Here is a 15310-nt window from a genome sequence, read left to right as displayed (position 1 = left end):
AACAATATAATTTCTACTTAAATATAATCAAGTAATAATTAATAAGCACCATATTTTTTGCTTTAAAATGGCTTTTTAAATTTATTGCATTGGTATTTCCATTAGCAATATTTCAGTTTCGCTATTTGCAGTTATATTCAGGGAATTTGTATCCCAAATACCTAAACCGTCTCGGGAGTTCATCTTTTGGTTTTCAATTTCGACTTCACCTTTGATAACAAAAATATATACTCCGTTTCCATCCAAATGAATTGTGTAATTGTCTGTAGCCCCGGTGTCATATTTTCCCAAATAGAACCATGCTTTTTGTTGGATCCAAACTCCTTGATCGTCTTCGTTAGGAGATAATATTTGATATAAACTGTTTTTAGTTGCAATTTCTAAGGTTGAAATTTGATCATATCTTGGAGTTATATTTCGTTGATTAGGAATAACCCATATTTGCAAAAACTTGACCTCATCAACTGAACTTTGGTTATACTCACTGTGGGTAACTCCATTACCGGCACTCATTACTTGAATATCTCCTGCTTTGATAATTGTACTATTGCCCATATCATCCATATGTTGAAGGTTACCTTCTAATGGTATAGAAATAATTTCCATGTTTTTATGGGGGTGTGCCCCAAAACCACGCCCCGCTGCAACCGTATCGTCATTTAAAACTCTTAAGGTTCCAAAATTCATTCGTTCTGGGTTATAATAATTGCCGAAACTAAAACTATGATAAGAGTTTAGCCAACCGTGATCGGCATGACCTCTAGTGTCCGATTTGTGAAAAATTGTTTTCATTTTTTATATTTTTTATCATGATTTTAGTCGAGAATTATGGCATAACTTTACCTTAGAATATATAATAAAATGCAGTGCTGAGTCTATGGTGTTAGATTTTGATTCATACTGTGGAATTATTGATTCTATTAATTTACAGCATAATTTAATTTGCTTAAGTACGTTATAAAATAAAAATTCCTTTTTCCCCTAATATGAAATTTAATATACTATTTTTTGCTTTTATTTTTGGTGTTTATGTGAATGCTCAAGATCCAAGCGATGCAGCTAAACATATAGGAGCAGGTGTGGTCATAGGTGCAGCAGGAGGATATGCAGCACATAAAATATCAGACGGACAACGTGGTTGGAAATGGGCAGGAGCAGTAGGTAGTAGTTTAGCCGCTGGTCTTGCGAAAGAAGCAATTTATGATCAGTCTAAAGGGTATGAATGGGAAACTAAAGATGTTTTGTATACTACTTTAGGCGGTGTCCTTGCAGGGATGGCGATTGATATATTGACTGATAATAGTAGAAGAAGAAGTGGTGGGGGTAAAAGCTGTGGCTGTCTCGTAGCTCATTTTGATAGTAATAAAGTTCAACTCCCAAAGTTCGTTGAAACTGGCACTGGTGATATATTCTCAGAGGTACAGGCAGCCTATTTACTGAATTGATTTATAATAACCCTTTTGCTTTTATCTCTAAATATTTATTGATGGTGTTTATGGTAAGGTCTTCGGGCTTTGTCAGTATGGTCTGTATGCCATACTTTTTTAGTTCATTGACCACTAGTTGTTTTTCATAAATAAATTTCTCTGCAATTACCTGTTCAAAAACTTCTAGTGTATTGTTGGGTTTACATTTTGCATACGATACAAGTTCTGAGTTTTCAAAGAAAATAACGACCAGTAAATGTTGTTTGGCAATGGCTTGCAAGTAAGGAAGTTGGCGATGCAGGGCATCAAGGGTTTCAAAATTGGTATACAGTAATAATAGACTCCTTTGTGGTAAATTTCTTTTGACATCAATATATAACCTACTGAAATCACTTTCAACAAAGTTGGTCTTGAGGTTGTAAAGTGTTTCTAATATTAAGTTCATTTGTGAACTTCTGCGTTCTGCAACAACTCTGTTTTCTATTTTATTGCTAAAAGAGAAAATACCTGCTTTGTCATTTTTTTTGAGGGCAATGCTGCTGATGACCAAGGTAGCGTTTATGGCGTAATCCAGTAAGCTGAGTGAATTAAAAGGCATTTTCATGACCCTGCCTTTATCAATTACAGAATAAATCGGCTGTGACTTTTCATCTTGAAATTGGTTGACCATTAGTTGCCCTCTTTTGGCAGTGGCTTTCCAATTTATATTTCTTATATCATCACCTTGTATGTAATCTTTGATCTGTTCAAACTCCATCGTATGACCGATTCGTCTAATTTTTTTAATGCCAAATTCAAGTAATCTGTTGCTGAATGCCATAAGGTCATACTTGCGAAGTTGTAAAAAAGAAGGGTAAACAGGTACTTCTTTATCTTGGTCAAACGTATATTTTTTAGCTAAAAGGCCAATGGGTGAAATGGCGAATATATTTAAATTTCCAAAACTATAAAGACCCATTTCTACGGGTCTTACAGTATAGGAGTATAGTTTCTGCTCTCCCGGTTTTAATAGGCTGTTAAAATTAAAATCTCGCTTTTGAAATTGAAACGGAAGTTCATCTATAATGGTTATTTGAGCAGAAAACAAATACTTGTTGGTGACTTCTATCTTAATCGTATTTTCATCACCATTAGAAAGTTTGTCGGTAACAATTCTATGCGCTGTAATTTGCCCTTTTGACAGAAAAAGTAAAATGGCATCGGTAATAAGTAAAGCTAAAAAAAGGTAAAATAGAAGCTTTGGAATATATGCAATGTTTTCAAAAATATAAGATAGTAGAAAACATAGGATAACTCCTGATAGCACCAAGAAGAACCTTTTTTGAATAAATATATTTTTGAAAATCTTTTTCACTGAAGTTTATCTTGGGATTTCTATGGTTTGAATTAAATCCTTGATCATTTTCTCAGCTGTATAACCCTCCATTTCACGTTCTGGAGTCAGAATAATTCTATGGCATAGTATAGGGCTTACTACTTTCTTTATATCATCTGGTGTAATAAAATCTCTTCCGTTAATGGCGGCAACGGCTTTAGAAGCGTCTAAAATGGCAATAGATGCCCTTGGAGATGCGCCTAAATAAAGGTTGGCGTTTGTTCTGGTATTATTAACGATTGCTGCAATATATTTTAGAAGATTATCTTCCACGACAATATCTTTGATGACCTTTTGGTAAGCGGCAATTTGTTCAGCCGAAAGAATAGCATCTATAAGCGATTCTACATTATTGTTTTTTTGATGGTGTTTATTTTCTAAAATCTGTACTTCTTCTTCTAAAGTTGGGTAGTGCACATTGATTTTAAAAAGAAAACGGTCTAATTGGGCTTCGGGTAATCTGTAGGTGCCTTCTTGCTCTACAGGGTTTTGGGTAGCAAAAACCAAAAACGGAGGTTGCATGTCAAATTCATTACCATCTATGGTTATTTGTCTTTCTGCCATAGCTTCAAAAAGTGCAGCCTGTGTTTTTGCCGGAGCTCTGTTTATTTCGTCGATCAATATAATATTTGAAAAAATAGGACCCTTTTTAAATTCGAATTCAGATGTTTTAACATTGAAAATAGATGTTCCAAGAATATCGCTAGGCATTAAATCTGGCGTAAACTGTATTCTGCTAAAATCTACGTTCATAGTTTTTGCAAGTAGTTTTGCGGTTACAGTTTTGGCAACACCTGGAACCCCTTCTATAAGTGAATGACCGTTGGCTAAAATTGAAACGATCAAAAGTTCGATCATTTCTTGTTGACCGATAATAACCTTTCCTAATTCGGCTTTTACTTTAGTTACAGAATCTTGAAGTTTGGTAAGATCTATTCGAGAATTAAATTCTACCTGCTGTTCGTCTTGTGTGTTATCTTCCATAAGATTGTTTAAATGTATTTATTTTCTTGGCAAGTACTATAGCGTCTTGTTCAGAATGTATAGGTTTGTTTTTAAGACTAAGAATGAACTCGATGAGGTCTTTGGTTTCTTCTATCGATTTTCCTGTCTTAGCACTTAATTGGGCTATTAGTTTTTCATCAAGAACCGTAGTGTTTACATAGAACCTATTTCTAATATGAGTTAAAAAATAGGTGATTTTTTTATGGTTCAAGTTGGTGTAGTCTTTCTTTTGATGGTATAATGACCCCACTGTTTTAGCAAATTCTACAGAAGAATTTTCTAATGGTTTTATAATTGGTATTATTCGTTGCTCTCTTTTTGCCTTGAAAATAACAAATAGCAATAAACCAGTAATTGTTAGGTAGTAACTCCATTTTAAAGCAGATTGATTTAAAACGAACCTCATTGGAGAGGTAATTACTTTACGCCCAGATTTCTTGTAATCGTCCCATATTAGGGTATTGTCATTCAAATAAGCGAAACTTTGACTACTGTAACCAATTTTATCACTTAACATATAATAGTTGGTATAAGCAATAGGCAAGGTGTTGATAATAAAATTTCCTTTGCCAAATGAAGTTTTTATGAAGTTGGGACTTATTTTTATTTCATTGGGGGTGTTATTTAACAATGTGGAACTTTTCACGTGAATATGACCTAAAATTTCTGTTTTGGCGGTATCAATACTGGTTAAATATGCAGGGTTGACACCTCTTTCAAAATAGAAAGCCTCTTCATTAAAATGTGTATTGGTAAATGATGCTTTAGTGGAATCTTCTTTTATATCATAACGTTGTTCAATGGTGATATTCAATGTGTCTGCCAATTTACCGGTAAGGTTGCTCGTAGCTATGAATACCTGATTGCCTTCGTCTACAAATTTTAGTAGTTGGTTTGTTTCCTGTTCGTCCAAATAAATAAAATCATTGATCAAAATGTAATTGGCGGCAGTTGAGGTATCTCGATCTACTAGTACATCATAAATGTTTTCTTCTACAGTTTCAATATCGTTATGTGGAAAAATAGATGCTAACTCATTATAAAGCACGTAGCAACCGAACGGAATTTTAGATGCCAATGTGTAAGACGGGCTCCAATTGATCGGTCTTGGGCGTACTATTTCTGTTACAATGATACCAATAAGCACCGCAACCAAAAGACCAAGTATTATTTTAGAACGTTTTCCCAAGTTACTATTGAATTAGTTTGTTGATTGCTTCAAAATCTAAGACAGATACGGTGTATCTATCGTTATCTATATCTTGTTCTCCGTACCATATATAATCGTATAGATAGGCTATTCTTTTAAAACCTCGTTTTAACTGTGGTTGTTGGATCTCGTTAACGTAATCTGTATTGGTTTTATCAAAATGCCAATCTATAATATCTTTTTTAGACAGTTTTTGCAGTGATAATAGAAACTGGTAACGTACCGCTAATCTGTAGTCCTTGTTTGCAAGGGCCTCATTCAATAAGTTGCCGATATCAACACCTTCAATGTGTTCTTCGGTAAGGTTAATATCGTTGATCGTTTTAGCCTTTTTTTGAAAGATTGCGCTGAAATTTTCATTGATCAGGAATTTTACGAGCAGGTAAATGGCGAGAATTCCTAATAAGATATAAATGAGATATTCTAAAAGTTGTAATACTTCTGGAGATAGGGTAATGCCAAACACATCGAATAGCCCTTGCCCAACCCAATTTAAAAATCGGGCAAATAAATTTTGAGATTCGCCGGTTTTAAAGGTATAATTGAATTCATCACCTAAATATTTCTTTGTCAGGTCATCTTCAAAATTTCTCAATGTTAAAACTGATGAAGTATCGGTTTTAACAATACTATCTGTTTTATCTTGAGCAAATGAGAAAAAGGTCATCAACAAAAAGAAAATATAAATGAATGGTAGTCTCAAATTAATCGTTTTGTCCTATTTGTTCAATTCTTGCCCTTGTATTTTCATTATAAGTCTTTTCATGTAATGCATAATATAATATGCCATTGATAAACTGGGAAAGACATTGTCCGTATACCGCAATAATCAGGAAAATGGATAACCCTAAAGTGTAAACAATTGTTGAAACAATGGAATTTGTATAATCTACATCGTTCTCTACAACATGAAAAGTATACACCCCTATTATAATACCGGGTATGGTCAAAGCGATCATTAATAGTAAACCTAATAATAAACCTAAAATAAAGTTCACTCCTATAGATTTCCAAAAACTACTGGTTACAAGTTTCCAACCTTCGCCCAAGGCATCGGTAACGCTTTTTTTATTTTGAAGCATATCAAAAAAAGAAACACCGATCCAGGCTGTTAAAAAGAACTGAACAATATACTGGGCAAAAAAGCCTAGTAGGGGTATAATGGCTAAAATTATGGCCACTATAAAATAGACAAGGTAAATAGGTATAAGCAATAGGACAAAAAGCAAAATATTTCCAAATTGGCTTTTGGCATATTGCCAAACTTCTTTTTTGTCTACGTTAGAATCTTTGGTTTCCTCATATTTTATCATATAACTGGTAGAAAGCGAATAATTTAGAAAAGCTACTCCCAGAAAAATAATAAAGAATAAAAATCCTCCTATACCTAAATAAACATAATACTCTTCTTCAGCAGCTAAATTATCGGAAAACGGACTTTGCCCAGATTCGTGTGCTATCATTCCTATAAAACCAGAAACCAATAGGTAACTGGTAATTAAAAGTCCTATTAAGAATACACCATTGTAGCTTAAGAAAACATTGGTAAAGCTTTTTATGTTCTGTTTAAAAAAATCAAAATAAGCGGAGATAATACCGCCGAATTCACGATTAACCTTTAGCGGTATGTAATTGTCTTTCATGTTTGGTATTTAGTAAAATAGGATATGCTATGTAATAAAAAATGATTAGGAATAATGATGCTCCAATAATTATGAATGCCAACCAATTGGGCATATTGGTATACCTTGTTATAAATCCTTCAATAAATCCGGCAATTATAAAAAACGGTATGGTGCTGACTACAACTTTAAGCCCATCTTTGGCACCCTTCATAAAAGAGACGCGCCTAGCGTACGTTTTCGGAAAAAGTATGCTGTTGCCCATTATTAGACCTGCACAGCCGGCAATAATAATAACCGATATTTCTATGGTACCGTGAAGCCAAATTTGTTTATTGGCCTCAAAGAAAACTCCTTTGGTATAAAAAAAAGTAATGAATGCCCCGAGCATTACACCATTTGAAAATAATATATATGCGGTGCCTATACTTGTGATTACCCCAAAGGCAAATGCTAAAAAGGCAACTCTAATATTGTTAATGGTAATTCCCAAAAAAGAACCAATTTCACTACCGCCTTTATAGATTGCTGCTGGATCACCGTTAGCTATGTTGTTAAGTGTTTCATTAACATAGGCATCACCTAAAATCAACCTTACAAAGGTAGCATCGTTAATAGCGGATAAAGAGCCAATGGCAGATGCGATAATAAAAATTAAAAAGGCTATGCCCAAGGTGTTATGGTACTGTCTAAAAAAAAGAGGGAATTCTGTAATCCAAAAACTGAGAATTCGATTTTTACTTTCCTTTTTGTTCTTATAGATTTTCTGGTGGGCAAGAGAAGCAAGTTCGTTTAAATACAATAAAGTCTTACTTTCTGCGTAATACGTTTGCGCGTATGCCAAATCATTGGTCAGTTGAATATAGCCATTGGCAAGTTCATCTGGGTCGGTAGAAGCACCTAGGTTAATAGCTTTTTCAAAAGCTATCCATTTTTCCTTATTTTGCTTTATAAAAGCAGCTTCGCGCATAAACTATATTTACCTTGTTAAATTTAAGATTAAATGAATAACCTTCAAATCAATACAACGCAAAATGTTAACCTTAATTATACTATTGTTAGTATTGGTGAAAGAATTGTAGCATTTTTTATAGATGCATTTATACTTTACCTCTATTTTATCTTGGTGAATTTAATTGGCGATGCTATAGGTTATATATATTCAGATGGATGGACGCAGAGAGGTTTAGTTGCTTTAATTTCTTTACCGGCAATGTTTTATACACTTTTAATGCATATTACCTTTAATGGTAGAACCGTTGGTAAAATGATTATGAAAATGAGAGTGGTAAAGGTAGATGGTTCACCCGTTCATTGGAGTAATTATTTAATTAGATGGATGTTACGTTTGGTTGATATTTGGATTTTTCTTGGGTCTATAGGTTTGCTCACTATTTTATTCTCCGATAAAAAACAGCGTTTAGGTGATGCCGCGGCAGGTACGGTGGTCATTAGTACAAAGAATAGGACAAAGGTTTCCCATACCATTTTAGAAGAGGTGGAAGATGCTTATGTGCCTCAAATCATGAATGTTACTATGTTGGCCGATAAGGATGTTAGACTTATTAAAGAAACATTTGGGATAGCTAAAAAAAGTAATGATTTTAAGACGTTAAAAGCGCTTAGAGAGAAAGTTGAAAGTATCTTGCAGACCAATTCGGAATTGTACGATATTGCGTACTTGGATACCGTTCTAAAAGACTATAATTACTTTACGCAAAAGATCTAGCCCATGTTTTATTTCATTATCGATATTTTAGGAACCATTGCTTTTGCAATATCTGGGGTGTTGGTTGCTATGGATAAAAGGTTAGATGTATTTGGGGTTTTGATCATTGCATTTGTTACAGCTGTTGGGGGAGGCACCTTACGAGATCTACTTATAGGTATTAAACCCGTTGGCTGGCTTAATGCCCCAATTCATTTATTGATTATTGTAGTAACCGTATTGCTGGCAATCATTTTTGTGAAGCAATTAAAATACGTAAGAAAATCACTTTTTTTGTTTGACACCATTGGCATTGGTTTGTATACCATGGTAGGTATAGAAAAAGGTTTGGCGGCAGATCTTTTACCGGTAATGTGTATTGCTTTAGGAACCATTACCGCCTGTTTTGGTGGCGTTATAAGAGATATATTGTGTAATGAGATTCCTGTAATATTTAGAAAGGAAATTTATGCCACCGTTTGTATATTAGGTGGGTTGGTGTATTTCGTATTGATACAGTTTCCTATAAAAGATACCATTGCTTATTCTTTGGCTATCCTTACTATAATAATTATGCGGGTATTAGCAGTTCGCTTCAAAATTTCCCTGCCCAATATTTATAGAAATCAAGCTTAATTCTGATTGGTTGGCTATAGTTGCTTATTCTATTACTTCAGCTTTTTGAATATAAACATTTCTCATAGGCCAATCTCCTTTTTCTACAGGTACGTTATTTATTTTATCAACCACATGCATGCCATCAATGACCCTTCCGAAAGGAGTATAGTTATCATCTAAGTGATATGAGCCAGGGTCTGTAACAACAATGAAAAATTCAAATGGTGATGCTAGTTTATGTGGATTGTCCATTTCACTACTTGGCATGGAAATAGTGCCCCTGTGATGCTTATGTCCTTTTCTGGTGTCTGGCGGCAAAAGATAACGACCAATTTTAGATCGTTTTTCTGCTGTCTTTTTGTCATCAGAGTTTCCACCTTGAATAATAAAATTCTTTACCACTCTATGAAACTGGGTATCGTTAAAATATCCTTTTTTGGTGAGGTATATAAAATTGGCCCGGTGGTAGGGTACGTTATCAAATAATTCTACGGTAAAACTGCCAAATTTTGTGGTAATTCTGACCTTGTTTTCTTTTAGGGTTTTTTCATAGTTGAAAAAGTAATCAATGGCATTCTCTTCGGTAAGTTCAAAAGCATCTTTTTCTTGTTCTTTTTCAGCTTCATTTTCAGTAATTTTAGTAGAGTCTATCGTTGTCTTGGCTACGGTAGTAGTACTATCAACTTTCTTAGGGGTATCTTTGCAACTGGCCATTGCAAAAAATACTAAGAGTAGTAAAGAATAGAATTTTGGTAAACGCATGAATTTTAATTTTTTTGAACAACAGATATCAAAAATAAAGGATCTACCGCTACCGGGAGAAGCTTCGCAATACAAAATGGCTCCAGAAAGCCGATTAGAAGAATTACAACGTATTAATATTTCTCAGAAAAACCCTAGAAGGGCAGGGGTAATGGCATTGTTTTACCCTACAAATAATATGGGAACAAACTTGCTTTTGATTTTACGTAAAACTTATAAAGGGGTACATTCTAACCAAGTTGCTTTTCCTGGGGGCAAAGAAGAAAAATCTGATGATGGTCTATTGACCACTGCGCTTAGGGAAACGTATGAAGAAGTAGGGGTGGCACCAAAAGACATTACGGTGATCAAAGAAATTTCAGAAATCTTTATACCTCCCAGTAATTTTATGGTTCAGCCTTATATTGGGCTATATCGAAATCCAAAACCATTTGTAAAACAAGATGCGGAGGTTGAGTTAATTTTAGAAGTTCCTGTATCGGATTTTTTAGATGATACATTGGTAGTTTCAAAAAAAATGACCACATCTTACGCTGTGGATATTGAAGTACCAGCCTTTAAATTAAACGGTTATATTGTATGGGGGGCAACGGCAATGATGATGAATGAGATTAAAGAGTTACTAAAGCAGGTGTTGTAAGGCATATTTAATTATTTTAGCATTCTATGGGATTATTTGATAAAAACCCTTTTGGGCATAATTTATTCATTAAAAAATGGCTAATACGCATTTTGGCCGTGCTATCGCATCAGCGGTATAAGCGCTTTAATACGTTGGAAATTGAAGGGTCTGATATTATTAGAAATTTACCGGATAAAAATGTGTTGTTCGTAAGTAACCATCAAACATACTTTGCAGATGTTGTGGCTATGTTTCATGTTTTTAATGCCAGTTTAAGCGGTCGTGAAGATTCCATTAAGAACTTGGGATATATATGGCAACCAAAATTGAATATGTATTATGTGGCCGCTGCAGAAACCATGAGGAAAAGTCTTTTGACCAAGATAATGGCCTATGCGGGATCGGTAAGTGTAGAGCGTACTTGGCGTTCAGAAGGCAAAGATGTTAAGCGCCAAGTGAAAATGAGCGATATTTCTAGTATAGGCAAGGCATTGAACGATGGTTGGGTAATTACTTTTCCACAAGGTACAACTACCCCTTGGAAGCCTTTAAGAAAAGGTACGGCACACATTATCAAAAAATATAAACCAGTGGTTGTGCCAGTGGTTATTGATGGTTTTAGACGTTCTTTTGATAAAAAAGGACTTCGTGTTAAAAAGAAAGGAATACTTCAATCTATGGTTATTAAAGAGCCATTGGATATTGATTACGAAAATGAATCTACCGAATCTATAATAGAAAAATTGGAGTACGCTATTGAGCAGCACCCATCATTTTTAAAAGTGATATCAAAAGCCGATCTTTTGGCTATTGAGGAAGAGAACAAACAGCGTAAATGGAATCCCCCTTCTTAAATAGTAAGGTTTCTAAGTTCACTGTAGTTCTGCTTTAGTTTTCTAAGTAGCAGTCCGTATAATAAGAAATAAATGCCACCCATGACCAAGGTTAGAATTACTCCAAAAATACCTATGGACATCATTATGGTAATTTTTAATTTTTCGGGTGATATGTTTGCAAGGCTATCTTTTAATTCTGGGAAGGCATTGACCATATTATCATTTAGGTAAACACCTATAATCATTATGATTATGGTCATCATTATCATGGATAATGAAAAAATAACGTAATGCTTAACGGTTTTTCTAGTCTTTATGATTTTCTTCATTAGACTTTTGGAGTTGTCCAAAACCGAAATTTCCTTAAATCTTTTATAGAACTGAAAAATAAAATAAAAGGCTATGATATAAGTAAAGCCAGAGAGTACTACAAGGTATTTTGAGACACCTATGTTTTCATATAGCTCCATTCCATCACGCATAGATGGTAAAAGATATAAAAGGTGCGGTACGGTAAATTCCAATATACTGATGATAAGGATCCACCTAACAATTGAGGAAGATTTCTTCCATATCATTTTATGAATCTCGTCATAGCTTAATTTTGGAACATCGAATTCCTTTTTTTGCCAATCTTTCTTTAATAATTCCAGTTCGTCCGTCATACGCCTATGGATTCAAAATGGTTCTTAATTTTGTTTTGATACGGTTCATTTTAACCCGTGCATTTACTTCGGAAATACCTAATGTTTCAGATATTTCAGTATAGTTTTTATCTTCAAGATATAAAAACACCAACGCTTTATCAACGTCATTTAATTGTTTGACCGCCTTGTACATTAATTTTAATTGTAGTTCTTCGGTCTCGTCATATTCGTCGGCTTTGATCTTAAAAATTACAGACTCATAATCAGCTGTGTCAATTCTTCTTTTTTGTTTTCGATATAGTGTAATGGCAGTATTTAGTGCCACACGATACATCCAAGTACTGAATTTGGCATCGCCCCTAAATTTGGGATAAGCCTTCCATAATTGAATGGTAATTTCTTGAAACAGATCATTGTGAGAGTCGCGGTCGTTTGTATACAGCGTACACACTTTATGGACAATGTTTTGGTTGTCCTGTAGCTCGGTCACAAATTTGTGTTCAAGTTCTTTATTCACTCTTGGTTGGCTGTTCTTACGTTGTTAGTCTATAAAAGGTTTTGTTTGTTACAATATATTTAGAAATACATAAAAAAAGTGCCAATTAATACCTTGGCACTTTTAAAATCTATAACATAAGACTCTATTTTCTATAATCTAAGGCAGGTGCTCTATCACCTAAAAGAGGAATGTATTTAAAATCTACCCCTCTTTTTTCTAAAAATTCAGCTTTAGCGGTCTCTACCAATTTTTTATCCTTAAAAAGGTCTATTGCAGTTTTGGTCAGGGTCTTTGCGGCTACCATCATTCCTTTTCTACCAATGGAAGTTCCGCCTGCAGCAACCGCTTGCCAACTGTGAGCCGGTGTGCCAGGAACCCAGGTAGCGGTGCCAAAACCAACTGTAGGTACGGTAAAGCTAACATCGCCCACATCTGTAGAGCCGTAAGCCCTAGCTTCGGTTTTGTAAGGTTGAACATTTTTAGCAGTAGCAAGATCCGCTTTTTCCTGTCCTAAGGTTACAGCTATTTTATCGGCAAATTCTTTTTCTTCTGCTGTGTATTCTATGCCGCCAACTTCTGAAAGATTATCGTGCATTACTTTTTGTAATGTTAGGTTGGGCAGTAATTCGTGTGTACCACCGATCATCTCATAGTCCATTGTAGTTCCTGTACCCAATGCGGCACCTTCGGCAGCTTTTACCATTCTGTCGAATATATCGATCACAACATCACGTCGATTATGACGTGCATAGTAATAAACTTCTGCAAAATCTGGCACTACGTTGGGTGCTTTACCTCCAGCTGTAATAACATAATGTATTCTGGCCTCTTGCGGAATGTGTTCCCTCATCATATTGATCATCAGGTTCATGGCTTCAACACCATCAAGGGCAGAACGTCCTTTTTCTGGAGAACCGGCGGCATGGGCAGAAATACCATGAAATCTGAATTTTGCCGATTTATTAGCTAAAGCAGCACCTGCGCTAGCTGCATTTTGTGACCCGGGGTGCCAATGTAGCGCTATGTCTACATCATTGAAGAGACCTTCACGAACCATATAAACTTTACCCGATCCACCTTCTTCAGCAGGAGTTCCATAGAAACGTATGGTACCTTTTGCCTTATTGGCCTCTAACCATTCCTTTGTTGAAATTGCCGCTGCCGTAGATGCCGTGCCGAACAAGTGATGACCACAGGCATGACCAGCGGCGGCACCAGCAGATTCTTTTTCAGCGGTAGCTTTTTGGGATAGTCCCGGTAATGCATCATACTCGCCCATAATGGCAATTACGGGACTGCCACTGCCATATTCCGCAATAAAAGCGGTAGGTATACCCGCTACTCCGGTTTTAATGGAGAAACCGGCATTCTTTAATGTTTTTTGTAATAGACCCGAGCTCTGTTCCTCTTGGTATCCCATTTCTGCGAATTCCCAAATATTTTGAGCTATATTTCCGTATTCATCACTTTTTTGCTCTAATTTTTTGATTATATCTTTTTCGCTCTTCTGAGCATTCATGGAAAAAACTGAAGTACCTAGTACTGCCAGTAAAATAAGGGTTTTGCGCATTTTGGTGTTTGTTTGAGTTAGAGCTTAAAGATACTAAAAACACATTATTATTTTAAAGTAGAAGTCCATTTGTTTAATTTTGTCAGTAAGTAAACTACTATGAACATACCACTCTCAAGCTATCCTAGAATTGTAATTATAGGTGGTGGTTTTGGCGGAGTATCTCTAGCCAAAAAATTAAGTAAACAAGAAGTACAAGTTGTCCTTATAGATAAGAACAATTATCATACATTTCAACCACTATTATATCAAGTGTCTACAGGAGGTCTTGAGCCAGATTCCATTGCCTACCCCTTGCGCAAGGTATTGATCGGATATGACAATTTTTATTTCCGTTTGGCAGAAGTAGAATATATTGATGCGACCGGTAAAAAAGTGAATACCAACATTGGGGATATTAGTTATGATTATTTGGTGGTAGCCACAGGTTCTGAAACCAATTTCTTTGGAAATAAGGAAATTGAGGAGCATGCTATGTCGATGAAATCAATTCCGCAATCATTGAACTTACGTAGTTTAATATTGGAAAATTTTGAGCAAGCGCTTCTTACCGATGTCTATCACGAACGCGATGCATTAATGAACTTTGTAATTGTTGGTGGCGGACCAACTGGTGTTGAGTTAGCAGGAGCTTTGGCTGAAATTAAAAAAGGAATATTGCCAAAAGATTACCCTGATCTAGATACCCGAAGAGCACAAATTAATATTGTTCAAGGTGGAGATTGTTTACTGCCGGGTTTTAGTGCGCAAGCATCTAAAAAAGCAGAAGATTTTTTAGAAAAATTAGGGGTTCAAGTATGGAAAGGGGTTAGGGTTACCGGTTATAACGGTAAAACCGTTACCACAAAAACAGATTTGAAATTTGATTCTGCCGCCGTCATTTGGGCAGCTGGTGTTAAAGGAGCCGGAATTAAGGGGTTGGATGGTGAAGATGTTGTGGCTGGTGGCAACAGGTTAAATGTTAACGAATTTAATCAGGTGATAGGACATCCGGAAATATTCGCTATTGGCGATATTGCTTGTATGGCTACAGAAGATAACCCCCGTGGACATCCAATGGTAGCTCAACCGGCAATTCAACAAGGCAGGTTGTTGGGTGAGAATCTGGTGAGGTTAATAGAACATAAGCCAATGAAACCTTTTGTGTATAATGACAAAGGTAGTATGGCTACTATAGGGAGAAATAAAGCAGTATGCGATATTAAGAAATTTAGGTTTCAAGGGGTATTTGCATGGTTCGTTTGGATGTTCGTTCATTTATTCTTTTTAATAGGGTTTAGAAATAGAATGGTCGTATTTATAAACTGGGTATATAATTATATAAGGTTCGATCGAGAGGCTAGATTAATTATTAGGCCGTATAAAAGAGATTACAGTCAGTTTAAAGACTAAAGAAGAGGTGTTATTTC

17 protein-coding genes are annotated in these 15310 nt (G+C 35.4%); 6 read left to right on the top strand and 11 right to left on the bottom strand.

Going from position 1 to position 15310, the window contains the following annotated elements; genetic code table 11:
- Positions 1–81: 81 nt before the first annotated feature.
- Positions 82–792 carry a pirin family protein gene (locus VBZ51_RS17945; protein ID WP_416577828.1) on the bottom strand — a complete coding sequence of 237 codons (711 nt, stop codon included), beginning with the start codon at positions 790–792 and terminating at the stop codon, positions 82–84.
- Positions 793–1031: 239 nt separating this feature from the next.
- Here VBZ51_RS17945 and VBZ51_RS17940 point away from each other — a divergent pair, with 239 nt between their 5' ends.
- The gene (locus VBZ51_RS17940) at positions 1032–1445 is read left to right on the top strand and encodes a hypothetical protein (RefSeq protein ID WP_416577827.1); all 414 of its coding nucleotides are present in this window, start codon (positions 1032–1034) and stop codon (positions 1443–1445) included.
- Between the two features lies 1 nt (position 1446).
- On the opposite strand, the gene VBZ51_RS17935 is transcribed toward VBZ51_RS17940, so the two are convergent.
- The 6 genes from VBZ51_RS17935 to VBZ51_RS17910 are packed head-to-tail and all read right to left on the bottom strand — an operon-like array spanning position 1447 to position 7609.
- Positions 1447–2781, bottom strand: coding sequence for a DUF58 domain-containing protein (locus VBZ51_RS17935; protein WP_416577826.1), 1335 nt, complete (start codon positions 2779–2781; stop codon positions 1447–1449).
- 6 nt (positions 2782–2787) lie between these two features.
- Complete coding sequence (locus VBZ51_RS17930) at positions 2788–3786, bottom strand: AAA family ATPase (protein WP_071339996.1); 999 nt, start codon at positions 3784–3786, stop codon at positions 2788–2790.
- Positions 3776–4996: a DUF4350 domain-containing protein gene (locus VBZ51_RS17925; RefSeq protein WP_416577825.1), complete on the bottom strand. Its 1221-nt coding sequence runs from the start codon at positions 4994–4996 to the stop codon at positions 3776–3778. The genes VBZ51_RS17930 and VBZ51_RS17925 overlap by 11 nt, the downstream gene beginning before the upstream one ends.
- Before the next feature lie 4 nt (positions 4997–5000).
- Complete coding sequence (locus VBZ51_RS17920; RefSeq protein WP_416577824.1) at positions 5001–5720, bottom strand: DUF4129 domain-containing protein; 720 nt, start codon at positions 5718–5720, stop codon at positions 5001–5003.
- A gap of 1 nt (position 5721) precedes the next feature.
- Positions 5722–6660 carry a hypothetical protein gene (locus tag VBZ51_RS17915; RefSeq protein WP_416577823.1) on the bottom strand — a complete coding sequence of 313 codons (939 nt, stop codon included), beginning with the start codon at positions 6658–6660 and terminating at the stop codon, positions 5722–5724.
- The gene (locus VBZ51_RS17910; RefSeq protein WP_416577822.1) at positions 6629–7609 is read right to left on the bottom strand and encodes a stage II sporulation protein M; all 981 of its coding nucleotides are present in this window, start codon (positions 7607–7609) and stop codon (positions 6629–6631) included. Before VBZ51_RS17910 ends, VBZ51_RS17915 begins: the two co-directional genes overlap by 32 nt.
- 33 nt (positions 7610–7642) lie before the next feature.
- Here VBZ51_RS17910 and VBZ51_RS17905 point away from each other — a divergent pair, with 33 nt between their 5' ends.
- Positions 7643–8368, top strand: coding sequence for an RDD family protein (locus VBZ51_RS17905; RefSeq protein WP_416577821.1), 726 nt, complete (start codon positions 7643–7645; stop codon positions 8366–8368).
- A gap of 3 nt (positions 8369–8371) precedes the next feature.
- Positions 8372–8983, top strand: coding sequence for a trimeric intracellular cation channel family protein (locus tag VBZ51_RS17900; protein ID WP_099192548.1), 612 nt, complete (start codon positions 8372–8374; stop codon positions 8981–8983).
- Between the two features lie 24 nt (positions 8984–9007).
- Here VBZ51_RS17900 and VBZ51_RS17895 read toward each other — a convergent pair whose 3' ends face one another.
- Positions 9008–9727 carry a peptidylprolyl isomerase gene (locus VBZ51_RS17895; protein WP_416577820.1) on the bottom strand — a complete coding sequence of 240 codons (720 nt, stop codon included), beginning with the start codon at positions 9725–9727 and terminating at the stop codon, positions 9008–9010.
- Here VBZ51_RS17895 and VBZ51_RS17890 point away from each other — a divergent pair.
- Complete coding sequence (locus VBZ51_RS17890) at positions 9726–10367, top strand: NUDIX hydrolase (protein WP_091602547.1); 642 nt, start codon at positions 9726–9728, stop codon at positions 10365–10367. The genes VBZ51_RS17895 and VBZ51_RS17890 overlap by 2 nt on opposite strands.
- A gap of 26 nt (positions 10368–10393) precedes the next feature.
- A complete protein-coding gene (locus VBZ51_RS17885) occupies positions 10394–11203 on the top strand; it encodes a lysophospholipid acyltransferase family protein (RefSeq protein ID WP_058105738.1) in 810 nt (269 codons plus the stop codon).
- Here the strand turns inward: VBZ51_RS17885 and VBZ51_RS17880 are convergent.
- The 3 genes from VBZ51_RS17880 to VBZ51_RS17870 form a co-directional block, all read right to left on the bottom strand.
- Complete coding sequence (locus VBZ51_RS17880; protein ID WP_058105739.1) at positions 11200–11850, bottom strand: hypothetical protein; 651 nt, start codon at positions 11848–11850, stop codon at positions 11200–11202. The two genes, VBZ51_RS17885 and VBZ51_RS17880, sit on opposite strands and share 4 nt — an antisense overlap.
- Before the next feature lie 4 nt (positions 11851–11854).
- Positions 11855–12349: an RNA polymerase sigma factor gene (locus VBZ51_RS17875; protein WP_058105740.1), complete on the bottom strand. Its 495-nt coding sequence runs from the start codon at positions 12347–12349 to the stop codon at positions 11855–11857.
- Positions 12350–12473: 124 nt separating this feature from the next.
- Entirely contained in the window at positions 12474–13901 is a 1428-nt protein-coding gene (locus VBZ51_RS17870) for an amidohydrolase (RefSeq protein ID WP_416577819.1), read from the bottom strand.
- A 99-nt stretch (positions 13902–14000) separates the two neighbouring features.
- Between VBZ51_RS17870 and VBZ51_RS17865 the strand changes: the two genes are divergently transcribed.
- Complete coding sequence (locus VBZ51_RS17865; RefSeq protein ID WP_416577818.1) at positions 14001–15293, top strand: NAD(P)/FAD-dependent oxidoreductase; 1293 nt, start codon at positions 14001–14003, stop codon at positions 15291–15293.
- The last annotated feature ends 17 nt before the right edge of the window (positions 15294–15310 follow it).

The sequence above is a fragment of the Maribacter sp. HS genome, assembly GCF_048059195.1.
Lineage (GTDB): Bacteria > Bacteroidota > Bacteroidia > Flavobacteriales > Flavobacteriaceae > Maribacter > Maribacter dokdonensis.
Note: the sequence above shows the minus strand (reverse complement) of the source record. Positions and strands in the feature narration are given on the sequence as shown.

Excerpts from the sequence above, each read along its gene's own strand:
- VBZ51_RS17900 (WP_099192548.1), top strand. The coding sequence starts at position 8,372 with ATGTTTTATTTCATTATCGATATTTTAGGAACCATTGCTTTTGCAATA.
- VBZ51_RS17930 (WP_071339996.1), bottom strand. The coding sequence starts at position 3,786 with ATGGAAGATAACACACAAGACGAACAGCAGGTAGAATTTAATTCTCGA.
- VBZ51_RS17870 (WP_416577819.1), bottom strand. The coding sequence starts at position 13,901 with ATGCGCAAAACCCTTATTTTACTGGCAGTACTAGGTACTTCAGTTTTT.
- VBZ51_RS17905 (WP_416577821.1), top strand. The coding sequence starts at position 7,643 with ATGAATAACCTTCAAATCAATACAACGCAAAATGTTAACCTTAATTAT.
- VBZ51_RS17945 (WP_416577828.1), bottom strand. The coding sequence starts at position 792 with ATGAAAACAATTTTTCACAAATCGGACACTAGAGGTCATGCCGATCAC.
- VBZ51_RS17885 (WP_058105738.1), top strand. The coding sequence starts at position 10,394 with ATGGGATTATTTGATAAAAACCCTTTTGGGCATAATTTATTCATTAAA.
- VBZ51_RS17880 (WP_058105739.1), bottom strand. The coding sequence starts at position 11,850 with ATGACGGACGAACTGGAATTATTAAAGAAAGATTGGCAAAAAAAGGAA.
- VBZ51_RS17890 (WP_091602547.1), top strand. The coding sequence starts at position 9,726 with ATGAATTTTAATTTTTTTGAACAACAGATATCAAAAATAAAGGATCTA.
- VBZ51_RS17865 (WP_416577818.1), top strand. The coding sequence starts at position 14,001 with ATGAACATACCACTCTCAAGCTATCCTAGAATTGTAATTATAGGTGGT.
- VBZ51_RS17915 (WP_416577823.1), bottom strand. The coding sequence starts at position 6,660 with ATGAAAGACAATTACATACCGCTAAAGGTTAATCGTGAATTCGGCGGT.
- VBZ51_RS17895 (WP_416577820.1), bottom strand. The coding sequence starts at position 9,727 with ATGCGTTTACCAAAATTCTATTCTTTACTACTCTTAGTATTTTTTGCA.
- VBZ51_RS17910 (WP_416577822.1), bottom strand. The coding sequence starts at position 7,609 with ATGCGCGAAGCTGCTTTTATAAAGCAAAATAAGGAAAAATGGATAGCT.